12 protein-coding genes are annotated in these 12,052 nt (G+C 42.9%); 9 read left to right on the top strand and 3 right to left on the bottom strand.

Annotated features, from left to right (window positions below; all coding sequences use genetic code 11):
• Positions 1-9: 9 nt before the first annotated feature.
• From GT674_RS08760 to eno, 9 genes are all read left to right on the top strand, one after another.
• On the top strand, positions 10-2,121 hold the full coding sequence (locus GT674_RS08760) for an ATP-binding protein (protein ID WP_161285326.1): 2,112 nt from the start codon (positions 10-12) through the stop codon (positions 2,119-2,121).
• The gene (gene deoD, locus GT674_RS08755) at positions 2,115-2,825 is read left to right on the top strand and encodes a purine-nucleoside phosphorylase (protein ID WP_161285325.1); all 711 of its coding nucleotides are present in this window, start codon (positions 2,115-2,117) and stop codon (positions 2,823-2,825) included. Before GT674_RS08760 ends, deoD begins: the two co-directional genes overlap by 7 nt.
• 171 nt (positions 2,826-2,996) lie before the next feature.
• On the top strand, positions 2,997-3,479 hold the full coding sequence (locus GT674_RS08750; RefSeq protein WP_302025247.1) for a cytidine deaminase: 483 nt from the start codon (positions 2,997-2,999) through the stop codon (positions 3,477-3,479).
• Positions 3,480-3,497: 18 nt separating this feature from the next.
• Positions 3,498-4,388 (top strand): alpha/beta hydrolase, encoded by an 891-nt coding sequence (locus GT674_RS08745; RefSeq protein ID WP_161285323.1) that lies wholly within the window; start codon positions 3,498-3,500, stop codon positions 4,386-4,388.
• A gap of 128 nt (positions 4,389-4,516) precedes the next feature.
• Positions 4,517-5,011: an RNA polymerase sigma factor gene (locus GT674_RS08740; protein WP_161285322.1), complete on the top strand. Its 495-nt coding sequence runs from the start codon at positions 4,517-4,519 to the stop codon at positions 5,009-5,011.
• Entirely contained in the window at positions 4,995-5,726 is a 732-nt protein-coding gene (locus tag GT674_RS08735) for a zf-HC2 domain-containing protein (RefSeq protein WP_161285321.1), read from the top strand. Before GT674_RS08740 ends, GT674_RS08735 begins: the two co-directional genes overlap by 17 nt.
• A 131-nt stretch (positions 5,727-5,857) precedes the next feature.
• A complete protein-coding gene (locus GT674_RS08730) occupies positions 5,858-6,685 on the top strand; it encodes a TrmH family RNA methyltransferase (RefSeq protein ID WP_161285320.1) in 828 nt (275 codons plus the stop codon).
• A gap of 251 nt (positions 6,686-6,936) precedes the next feature.
• Positions 6,937-8,223: an MATE family efflux transporter gene (locus tag GT674_RS08725; protein WP_161285319.1), complete on the top strand. Its 1,287-nt coding sequence runs from the start codon at positions 6,937-6,939 to the stop codon at positions 8,221-8,223.
• Between the two features lie 247 nt (positions 8,224-8,470).
• Entirely contained in the window at positions 8,471-9,772 is a 1,302-nt protein-coding gene (gene eno / locus GT674_RS08720; protein ID WP_161285318.1) for a phosphopyruvate hydratase, read from the top strand.
• Between the two features lie 125 nt (positions 9,773-9,897).
• Here eno and GT674_RS08715 read toward each other — a convergent pair whose 3' ends face one another.
• From GT674_RS08715 to GT674_RS08705, 3 genes are all read right to left on the bottom strand, one after another.
• Positions 9,898-10,539, bottom strand: a complete 642-nt coding sequence (locus tag GT674_RS08715; protein ID WP_161285317.1) for a GDSL-type esterase/lipase family protein — start codon at positions 10,537-10,539, stop codon at positions 9,898-9,900.
• Between the two features lie 153 nt (positions 10,540-10,692).
• Complete coding sequence (locus GT674_RS08710; RefSeq protein ID WP_161285316.1) at positions 10,693-11,277, bottom strand: manganese efflux pump MntP; 585 nt, start codon at positions 11,275-11,277, stop codon at positions 10,693-10,695.
• Positions 11,278-11,625: 348 nt separating this feature from the next.
• Complete coding sequence (locus tag GT674_RS08705) at positions 11,626-11,919, bottom strand: hypothetical protein (RefSeq protein ID WP_161285315.1); 294 nt, start codon at positions 11,917-11,919, stop codon at positions 11,626-11,628.
• Between the last annotated feature and the right edge of the window lie 133 nt (positions 11,920-12,052).

Raw genomic sequence — 12,052 nt, 5'->3', positions numbered from 1 at the left:
AGAAAAAATATGAATACAACTATGGATACAAAAGTTATAAAAATTCGCACTTTCCTGGTTTTCTGTACTGCCTTTTTTATTGCAATGGGCTGCATTTTTCTTGTAAATAAAGATCAGGAAAAAAGGGAAAAACTCAAGGCAGCCTATGCCGCGGAGACGACAGTCAGCAAGGTGGAAGCACAGCTGAATAAGTATCTGACGGAGTCGGAGCTTATGGAAAAACTGATCGAGGAACGAACAGAGATCACGGATACGGAATTTTCGGAATTATCGCGGCTGATGCAGGATGAGAATCAAGTGATATCCGCACATGAACTTGCGAAGGACGGATGTATTTCACAGGTATATCCTTTTGAGGAAAATAAAGAAGCAATCGGACTTGATATGCTTAAAGATCCTGAACGAAAGGCGGCTGCGAACCTGGCAAAGGACAGTGGAGAATATACGCTTGCCGGTCCCTATGAACTGGTACAGGGAGGAGTAGGCGCACTTCTGTTTGATCCAATCTATATAGAAGACAGTTCTGGAGAAGAACAGTTCTGGGGATTTTCTATTCTGGTAATTGACTGGGATAAATTTATCGCCCAGACAGAACTGAGTAAACTGGAGGATGCAGGCTACAGTTATCAGATCTGGAAAAAAGTACTGGATACAGATAAGAAAGTAGTACTCGCACAGTGCGAAAAACCGAAAGAGAAAGATACACTGGAGGTTGCCTGTAAAGTACCGAATGATACCTGGTATTTTGAAATTGATCCGGTGAATGGATGGATCACCTGGCTTCAGAAAGGATTTATGATACTGGTTTCTCTGGCAATTGCGGCATTGCTGGCGGAAGGTTATCTGCAGATTGTACTGCGGCGTAACAAGGAGCGTGTCCATGAAGAGAAACTGGAGAGAGCTGTTGAAGAAGCACGAAAGGCAAGCGAAGCAAAATCCAGATTTCTCTTTAATATGAGTCATGACATTCGTACTCCAATGAATGCGATCATAGGTTTTTCGGAACTTCTGGAGAAACATATAGATGACAGAGAGAAGGCTCTCAAATACACAGACAGAATCAAGGATTCCAGTTCTTTTCTGCTTTCACTGATCAATTATGTCCTGGAAATGGCACGGATTGAAAGTGGAGAGGCAGAACTTAAGATGGAAGTGGAATCTTTTGAAGAACTGGCAGAATCGCTGCAGACAGTTTTTGAACCGGAGATTCAGAAAAAACATCTTCAATATATATGCACACTGAAAGCAGAGCATCCATATGTGTTCTGTGACAGGACAAAGGTCAGGGAAATCCTGCTTAATATTGTGAATAACTCCATCAAATATACACCAGAGGGAGGTAATATCACAGTAGATATATCAGAAGTTCATCATTCCGAGGAGGGACACACATTTTTCAAAATAGTGATCGCTGATACCGGCATTGGAATGAGTGAGGAATACCTTCCACACATCTTTGAAGAATTCACCAGGGAAAGAACAAGCACAGAGAGTAAGGTAGTTGGAACAGGCCTTGGACTCTCCATTGTAAAGTCGCTGGTGGATCTGATGGGAGGTACGATCAAGGTTGAAAGTGAGAGTGGCAGGGGAACCAAAACAACGATCACTCTGTCCTTTCAGGCAGTACCAAAGGAACAGATTCCGGAAGAACCAAAGGATAAAAAGCAGCAGATACTTCACAAACTGAAAGGAAGGAGAGTGCTGCTGGCAGAGGATAATGAACTGAATGCAGAAATTGCCATGGAACTTCTTCGTGAAAATGGCGTGGAAGCAGAACGTGTGGAAGACGGGGTGGAATGTGTTAAACTTCTTCAGAGGAAGCCGGAGGGCTATTACGATCTTATCCTTATGGATATTCAAATGCCGAATATGGATGGATACAACGCAACCCAGGTGATCCGTAAACTTGACGGTCCAAGGGGGCAGATCCCTGTTATTGCCATGACGGCGAATGCCTTTGAGGAGGATCGTCAGAAGGCTTTTGAGGCAGGAATGAATGCACATATTGCCAAGCCGGTTGATATGAGGATTCTGTTTTCAACGATGGCGGAGATAATAGATGAGCATACAGAACTGATACAGCAAACATTATATGAGAATAAAGGAGGAGCAAAATGTTAAATATTCCAACACCACATAATAATGCAAAAGCAGGAGACTTTGCAAAAACGGTATTAATGCCGGGAGATCCACTCCGTGCAAAATATATTGCGGAGACCTATCTGGAAGATCCAAGACAGGTGAATGCCGTCAGAAATATGTTTGGTTATACAGGAACCTACAAAGGAAAAGAGGTTTCTGTTATGGGCGCCGGCATGGGCATGCCGTCTATTGGAATCTATTCCTATGAGCTGTTTAATTTTTATGATGTAGATCAGATTATCCGAATTGGTTCAGCAGGAGGTTTTCAGGATAATATTAAACTGATGGATGTGGTGATCGCTATGGGCGCCTGCACGGATTCAAATTTTGCTTACCAATACGGACTGCCGGGAACTTTCGCACCGATCGCAGATTACGGATTGCTGAGCAGAGCTGTTGAGACTGCAAAACGTCAGGGAACGAATGTAATCGTAGGGAATGTTCTGTCTACGGATGTATTTTATAATACAATGAGTAATGCAAATGATCTATGGAAAAATATGGGCGTACTGGCAGTAGAAATGGAAGCAGCAGGGCTGTATATGAATGCTGCAAAAGCAGGAAAGAAAGCATTATGCATGCTGACAATTTCAGATCATGTGTACACAGGAGAAGCTTTAGATGCCGAAGAACGTCAGCTTGGTTTTGGCAAGATGATGGAGATTGCACTGGAACTGGCATAATACAGGCAGAGTTAATGTTGATTAAAGGTAACTATTCAGAAAGCAGTATCCCGCGAGGTGTTTTGGTATGTTTTTTGCCAAAATCCCGAGACATACAAGGCAAAATGCCATCACCGAAGGTGATTTGGAATGCATTTTGACTCGTAACAGTGAGGGTACTGAACAGTTACGATTAAGGAATCAGAAAACAGATATGCATATAAAAGAGAGTTGAGTAAGGTAATGAAGAAACTGGAACAGGGACAGATTCAGGAACTGATCAGAGAAGCAATCCGGATGATGGATCATTCGTATGCTCCGTATTCTCACTTTCATGTAGGAGCAGCATTGCTGGCAAAGAATGGCATGGTATATGGTGGCTGTAATATCGAGAATGCGGGATATACACCGAGCAACTGTGCAGAGAGAACCGCATTTTTCAAAGCAGTCAGTGAAGGGGTGTTGGAATTCGATGCAATCTGTATAGTCGGAGGTATGAACAAGAAGCTGGAAGAGTATGCGGCACCATGTGGTGTCTGTCGGCAGGTTATGATGGAATTCTGTGATCCTGAAGAATTCCAGATTATTCTGGCAACGAGTGAAGAACAGTATGAGATATTCACACTGAAAGAACTGCTTCCTCTTGGATTTGGACCAAAGAATCTAAAGAAATAAAAAAGCCGGGTTGAGACTATGTTTGAAAAAATGGTTGCACAGCAAACAGCAAAAAAAGCAAAGCTTCTCGATAAGTTCCTGGAAAAACATGAGGCTCAGTATCCATTTCCGGAGGATATAGAACTGATTCAGGAAGTTGATTATATGGGAGATGGAAAGCCCTGTCATTTTATGGATATTTATCGTCCAAAAAGTTATAAAGGAAAACTTCCAGTCATGTTCAATCTGCATGGAGGAGGTTTCCTTCTTGGCAAAAAAGAAGAGGGACATCTGTTTTGTGCAGAGATGAGCCGAAAAGGCTTCCTGGTATTTTCTCTGGAGTATCCGCTTGCACCAGAGACGCTGTTTCCGCAGATACTTAAGGATCTGATGACAGGAATGGGGAATACATGGTCGTCTATTGAAAGCTATGATGGTGACAGAACACGTATCTATATGACGGGGACGAGTGCAGGGGCAAGTCTGTGCATATATCTGGCTGCGATGCTTGAGAGTCTGGAACTGGCAGAAGCGTTTCATGTGATTCCGGCAGAACTTAAGATTCGTGCCATGGGGCTGGTAAGTGGAATGTATTACACAACAAAACCAGACAGCATAGGACTTTTTCTTCCATCTTATGTTTATGGAAAGCAGTGGAAAAAGAGTTCATTTTATCCATATATCAATCCCGAAAATGAAGCGATCCTCCGGCATCTGCCGCCCGCCTTTCTGGTTACAGCGTATGGTGATATGCTGCGAAATTACAGCAGACAATATGCAGAAGCAATGAAACGGTGCGGTGTGATATGTCATCTTGAGGACTTTGATACAGGCAAAAAACTTCCACATGCGTTCAGTACCACTTTTCCGGAAATGCCGGAAAGCAAAAGGGCAAATGAACGGATGGTAAAATTTCTGCTGGAACACTGATTGACGAAAATGTTTTAGCGTGGTATACACATAGAGTGGCAGCTGTAAGTAAAATTCAGATGTCACTCTGTTTTTTTGTAACGTTTTTGATACATACATCGTCATATATGTGAAGGAGGAAAACACCAATGCTGAATATTCAGGAAGTATACGAACAGTATTTTACCATCGTATACCGCTATCTGCTTTCACTTTCGCATAATACACATATTGCGGAGGAACTCACGCAGGAAACATTCTTTAAAGCTCTGAAAAAAGTCGACGATTTCAGAGGCGACTGTGACCTGCGAGTATGGCTTTGTCAGATATCCAGGAACACATATTATGACTATCTGAAGAAGAATAAAAAGTATGCACCGGAACTTCAGGAAGAAACAGAGGATACTTTTTCGAAGGATCTGCTTCAGAACTTTTCGGATAAAGATACTGCATTTCAGGTTCACAAAGTACTGCACAGACTTTCAGAACCATATAAAGAAGTTTTTTCTCTCCGTGTGTTCGGAGAACTGTCATTTGCCACCATATCCTCGCTGTTTGGTAAGAGTGAAAGCTGGGCAAGGGTTACGTATCACAGAGCTTGTAAAAAGATCAGGGAGGAATTAAACCATGAAGATTACTTGTAATATTATTGAAGATCTGCTTCCACTTTATGTCGATGACATGGTGAGCGAAGACAGCAGGAAGCTTGTAGAAGAACATCTGAAAGAGTGTCCGGCCTGCCGGAAAATGCAGGAAGAAATGATGAGAGAAAATTGTCTGAGTGCAGGCAGAAAAGACGGTAATTCCGCACAGATAAATAAAACAGAGGCAGAGCCACTCAAAAAAATCCGACGCAGGATTCGCAAAAAAAGAATACTCTCTGTTATTCTGGCAGTTGCTCTCGTGGCGGCAGCAGGAGGAATCGGACATTACTGGTACTATGACAAGGAGAATTATATCTCCTGGGATGAAGCAAATATATCAGTCAAAGACGGCAAAGTATATTCTACAGTCAGTCCGTTGGGAAGGCTGAAATCGATTCTGTCTGTGGATCAGAAAAATATGTTCTATATGATGTCTGAAACAATGTGGACACGCAGACAGTATCCGTCAGATTCTGATACAGAAAACGAACTCTGGTCGCTTCAGGCTTTTCAGGAAGCACATGACCGAAGTGATGATGCAGTTACAGATGAAACTTCGTTTCCGTCAGGAATTGAAAATGTCTACTATGTGGATCCGGAAAATATAAAAGAAGCATGTAAACTCTGGGATTATCAGGATGATCCGCAGGAAGCCCGGAAGAAAGCGGAGGAACTGGCAGCAAAGAGTCATCTGATCTGGAGTGCGGGAAAATAAAAAATGATAGAATAGATTCCGGTACGGCTTTGTGGTAAGATAAAATAAGTGAGACGAAAGCTGAAACACCAAAGAAAGGTGTACAGCTTATCAACTGAACAATTACATTTGATAATAAACAGGAGAACACAGTGAACAATATAATCGAAATCAACGACATTACCGCACCGGAATTAGATATATATGCACGGACATCGGAGGTGCAGCTTCTCAGATATTACGAACCAGATCCAGGTATTTTTATTGCAGAAAGTCCGAAGGTGATCGAACGTGCATTAAATGCAGACTATGAACCGATTTCCTTCCTTGTTGAGCATAAAGACCTGGAGGGTGAGGCAAAGTATATCCTGGAACGTTATCCGGAAATCCCGGTATATACAGCAGAATATGAAGTACTTGTAGGAATGACAGGTTATGCACTGGCAAGAGGCATGCTCTGTGCAATGAAACGCCGTCAGCTTCCATCTGTAGAAGAGATATGCAGAAACACCAGCCGCATTGCAATTCTGGAAAATGTCGTGAATCCGACAAATATCGGGGCAATTTTCCGAAGCGCAGCGGCTCTCCATATGGATGCTGTTCTTCTGACAAACGGATGCAGCGATCCACTTTATCGAAGAGCAGCCCGGGTGAGCATGGGAACCGTATTTCAGATCCCATGGACATATTTTGACAAAAAAACATCCTGGCCACAGGAGAGCATGAAGGTCATTCAGGATATGGGATTTAAAACTGTGGCAATGGCACTGCGTGAGGATTCCTGTAGTATTGATGATCCAAAGCTGCTGGCGGAAGAGAAACTTGCAGTAATTCTCGGTACAGAAGGTGACGGACTGGCATCCACAACCATAGCAGACTGTGACTATACGGTGATGATTCCGATGTCGCATGGAGTAGATTCACTGAATGTGGCAGCGGCGAGTGCCGTGGCATTCTGGGAGCTTGGCAGGAAACGGTAGATATATGAAACAATTATAGAAAGTTCTTCAAAGGGCTATTGTCTTTTGAGGAACTTTATGACTATTCAGAAGGTAGTATCCCGCGAGGCGTTTTGGCACATTTTTTGCCAAAATCCCGAGACATATAAGGCAAAATGCCATCACCGAAGGTGATTTGGAATGCATTTTGACTCGTAACTGTGAGGGTACTGAACAGTTACGGAACTTTTTACTATAATGCAGAAGATAATCTGTGAAATGAGGAGAAGATAATGTTAAAAAGATTTTCAAAATATGTATTGCAGAGTGTTGCAGGAATGATTGGACTTTCAGTTTATATTCTTGCGGACACTTTTTTTATAGCATATGCTTCGGGAGCAGATGGACTGGCAGCTCTCAATCTGATTCTTCCGGTATTCGGTCTGATCTATGCGATCGGAGCAATGATCGGGATTGGATCGGCAACGAGATATGGAATCAGCAAAGCCAAAGGAGAGGCGGCAGACCACTACTTTACACAGTCAATTGCCTGGAGTGTGCTGTTCAGCATTCCGTTTGTGCTGGCAGGAATCTTTGCTCCGGATAAATGTCTGGCACTTCTTGGGGCAGATGCCAGACTGGTTGAACTGGGTAAGACGTACCTGCGTATCATCCTTATTGTGGCACCGCTTTTCATGTCAAATTATACCGTCACAGCATTTGCAAGAAATGACAATGCAACTTCCAAGGTAATGGCTGGTTCTCTTGCCGGAAGTGTCTTCAATGTAGTATTTGACTATATTTTTATTTTTCCGATGGGGCTTGGATTTTCCGGTGCTGCACTTGCAACGGCATTCTGCCCGGTTGTCACCATGCTGATATGTTCCACGCATTATATGAGCAAAAAATGTAGCGTTGGTTTCCGATGGAAAAAGCTGTCTGTGCGTCATCTGATCTCATGCTGTCAGCTTGGTGTGTCGGCTTTTGTAGGAGAAATTTCTTCGGCTGTGATCACCTTTATATTTAATATGCTGATTCTTGGGCTTACCGGAAGTACCGGAGTTGCAGCCTATGGTGTTGTTGCAAATATGTCACTTGTAGGAATGGCTATCACGAACGGAATGGCACAGGGAACACAGCCATTGATCAGTGAAAGCTTTGGAAAAGGTGAGCACGGTCAGGTAAAAAAACTTCTTCGCTGGGCATTGACCAGTGTGATCGTAGTAGAAGTGGCGATGGTTATTCTGGTATGGATATTTACAGATCCATTTGTTGCGGCTTTTAACAGTGAAAATAATCTGCTTCTTCTGAAATATGCACATACAGGACTGCGCTTATACTTCCTTGGATTTCTGTTTGCCGGAGTAAATATCATGCTGGTGGCATATTTTTCAGCAACTGCAAATGCACGTCCGGCGATCATCGGATCACTGCTTCGAGGTGCTGTTGCAATCGCAGTCTGTGCGATTGTGCTCGCAAAGCTTCTGGGAATGAATGGTGTCTGGCTGTCATTCCTGGCATCTGAGATGCTCACCTTTGTGGTCATCCTGATTTTATCAAAACACAAAGAAAACAGGTAAACAAGAAAAGATTCCCGCATTCGGTGCTGGAAGGGATATTGACCAGGTTACTGTGAACGGAGTGAACAGTAACATAAACGATTTATCTTCTCAATAGAGAGGAGTAAAAAATCTTGCATGACTGAATGAATTAGTTTATACTAACTACAGAGTTAGATAAAGAAAACTCTTGCGTGAATAAATCAGACGGACTCCGGCCGGGATACCGGAGATTCCCTCTGATGAGTAGTAGAAAGGGGAATCAGTCATGTACCTTGAGATTGAAAAAGTAGTAGGAAGAGAAATTCTGGACTCCAGAGGAAATCCGACAGTAGAAGCAGAAGTGTATCTGCTGGATGGAACGGTAGGAAGAGGAACTGCACCGAGTGGAGCATCCACAGGTGAGTTCGAAGCACTGGAACTCAGAGATGGAGATAAAGCACGTTACCTCGGAAAAGGTGTGCAGAAAGCTGTTGAAAACATTAATACAACGATCAATGATGCAATTGAAGGTCTGGATGCAAGTGATATCTATGCAGTAGACGCGGCTATGATTGCAGCAGACGGAACAAAAGATAAATCAAAGCTTGGTGCAAATGCAATTCTTGCCGTATCCATTGCCTGCTGCAGAGCAGCAGCTATAGCACTTGAGATTCCGCTGTATCGTTTTCTGGGTGGTGTATCCGGAAACCGTCTTCCGGTACCGATGATGAACATTGTAAATGGCGGATGCCATGCACTGTCTTCTGGACTGGATGTGCAGGAATTCATGATCATGCCGGTTGGAGCACCTTCTTTTAAAGAATGCTTAAGATGGTGTGCGGAAGTATTTCATGCACTTGCTTCTATTTTAAAAGAGCGTGGACTTGCAACATCCGTAGGTGATGAAGGTGGTTTTGCACCGGCCCTCAAGTCTGATGAAGAAGCAATCGAAACAATTCTGGAAGCTGTCAAAAAAGCAGGATATGAGCCAGGAAAAGACTTCAGAATTGCTATGGACGCAGCGTCTTCTGAGTGGAAGAGTGAAAAAGGCAAAGGTTACTATAAACTTCCAAAAGCAGGTACAGAATATACAGCAGAAGAACTCATCGAGCACTGGGCAAAGCTCTGCGAAAAATATCCGATTATTTCTATTGAGGATGGTCTGGATGAAGAAGACTGGGAAGGATGGCAGAAACTTACTGCAAGACTTGGTGACAAGGTACAGCTTGTTGGTGATGACCTGTTCGTAACAAATACAGAAAGACTTGCCAAAGGTATTGAACTTGGTGCAGGAAATGCGATTCTGATCAAACTGAATCAGATCGGTTCCGTATCGGAAACTCTGGAAGCGATCAAGATGGCTCACAAAGCAGGATATACAGCGATTTCCTCACATCGTTCCGGCGAAACAGCAGATACAACAATTGCAGATCTTGCAGTTGCTCTGAATACCTGCCAGATTAAGACCGGTGCACCGAGCCGTTCTGAGCGTGTTGCAAAATACAATCAGCTTCTCCGCATTGAAGAAGAACTTGGCGCAAGTGCAGTATATCCGGGAATGAAAGCATTCAACGTAAAACAGGACTGATTCTTTTTTATACTTATTCATAGATAACACTTACGAAAAACTCTCCGACTTGACCGACTGCCCTAGGGCAACCGTCAGAGTCGGAGAGTTTTTGTCTGGAAGTTATCGTGAACAGGCGAAAAGAATCAGATTACATTGGCAAGCCCTTTCCCAAGTGCGATGATCTTATCGCAAACCGCATCAGCCAGTGCGGCATGTCCTTTTTCATCCATATGTTCACGGTCGGTTATACTTGGAGAAGCGAAATCAGCAGCATTCAGGAAAGCGGCATGATTCTGAAGTGCAGCTTTGCGGTATTCATCTGCGAGATTTCTGGAAACTGCTTCAGATTTTTCATCAAATTCCGGATCAAAATCCGGTTCTCCCACACCATGACCAAGATGGATCGGAGAGATAATAAGCAAGTCAAAATGCTGAGATGCATTGAGCCGTGCTTTACGGATCACCTGATCAAGGCCCTTTGCGATTACACTGGCAGAAGCACCATAGCGGGTTTTGCAGTCATTGGTTCCGAGCATGATGATCACAAGATCAAGAGGATCATGCATCTCTACAGTAACACCGATCATATCCAATCCGCGGCGGCCTTCACGGAGTTCATCATGAAAGACGGTAGTTCTTCCGCAAAGTCCCTCTTCTATAATATGATATTCTGGACCAAGCTTTTTTTGAAGAAGAGCAGTCCATCTTGTATTTTCGTCAAATCGGCCGGTTTTATCCGGCTTATATCCCCAGGTATTAGAATCACCAAAGCATAAGATGTTCATGAGATCACACTCCTTAATCAAAAACCATATAAACATACCAAACAAATATGTTATAATAATAAATGCTTTTTCCTGAAATGTCAATAATAATCGTAAAAAAATACAGTCCTGTTCATACGATGTTATGAATCTGGACTGTATGTGATGGAACTATCAGAAAACAAGAATACCGAGATGTTCAAGAAGAATCTTAAGACCAAGAAGGACCAGGATCAGACCACCGATAAACTCAGCTTTACTTTTGTATCTGCTTCCGAAAAAGTTTCCGACAACAACTCCGATAATGGAGATAATCATAGTCGTGATTCCAATGATGGTGATTGCTTCTATGATCGGAGTATCAAGGAAGGCGAAGGTGATACCGACGGCAAGTGCGTCAATGCTGGTAGCAACAGCGAGAACGAGCATATTTTTGTGATCGAGAGGTGCATCTATGACATCGACGGTTTCTTCTTCATTCCATTCCCGGATGGCCTCGATCATCATTTTGCCGCCGATAAAGCCGAGCAGGATAAATGCGATCCAGTGATCAATGCTGGTGATATATTTCTGGAACTGACTGCCGAGGAGCCAGCCGATCAGCGGCATCAATGCCTGAAATCCACCGAAATAAAGACCGATGATGAGGGTCTGCTTCTTGTTGAGCCTGCGCATTCCAAGTCCCTTACAGACGGAAACTGCAAAAGCATCCATGGCAAGACCGATACCCAGTAGAAACAATTCAATAAACATTAACATAGTTAAGCTCTCCTTTTTCTTTTTTTCGTAAGAAAGTATCTGAGCACACAAAAAGACCCACGTATGCAGCAAAACAGTACAGACGCAAAAGTCCTGTATGTACTGCCTTACTGCATACATGAGTCTCATTCATTAAGATTTGCCAGGTACAAAACAGTTACTGTTCGTTTTGTTCACAGCAACCCAAAATACCAGTATGTTGACAAATCACACATTCTTTCGTGCAAATTACTCCCTCACGTGATTTCCCTAAAATCAGATTGCACCTACTATAACAAATGCATGGGAGGCTGTCAATAATTTTTTTCATTAACAGACAGAAAAAAAGAACTGCTATAATGGCAGTTCTTAATTATGTTCTGGCTGGAGAAAGGAAACCGCGTGAGTGGATTTTTTTACAGTACCGCGGTAGATATAGAAGATACCGCCAAAAAATCCAAAGATCAGTCCTGCATATCCACCGGAACAGAGAATAACAGTTGCTCTGACAAGTGTGGTGGCATTCTGGAGAAACGGACAGATCAGTGCACCTGTAAGGAGGCCGGCAACTGTCCATCCGATTACCAGAAGAGGAAGAAAAACGGATGCGGTAGTATGTTTCTTTGTATGTTTTTTAATATGATTCCATAAAGTTTTATACATTGTAATCCCTCATTTCTTAATCAAAAGTGATTGTTTTTTTGATTTATCTTTATTATAGAGAGGGAGTGTAAAATGCGAATGCAGAGTAATGAAAAATCTATGTAAAATTTTACTTTACTCAATAATTATGGGT

Source organism: Blautia sp. BIOML-A1, assembly GCF_009883055.1.
In the GTDB taxonomy this organism is placed as follows: domain Bacteria; phylum Bacillota; class Clostridia; order Lachnospirales; family Lachnospiraceae; genus Blautia_A.
This window is presented reverse-complemented; position numbering and strand designations above follow the sequence as displayed.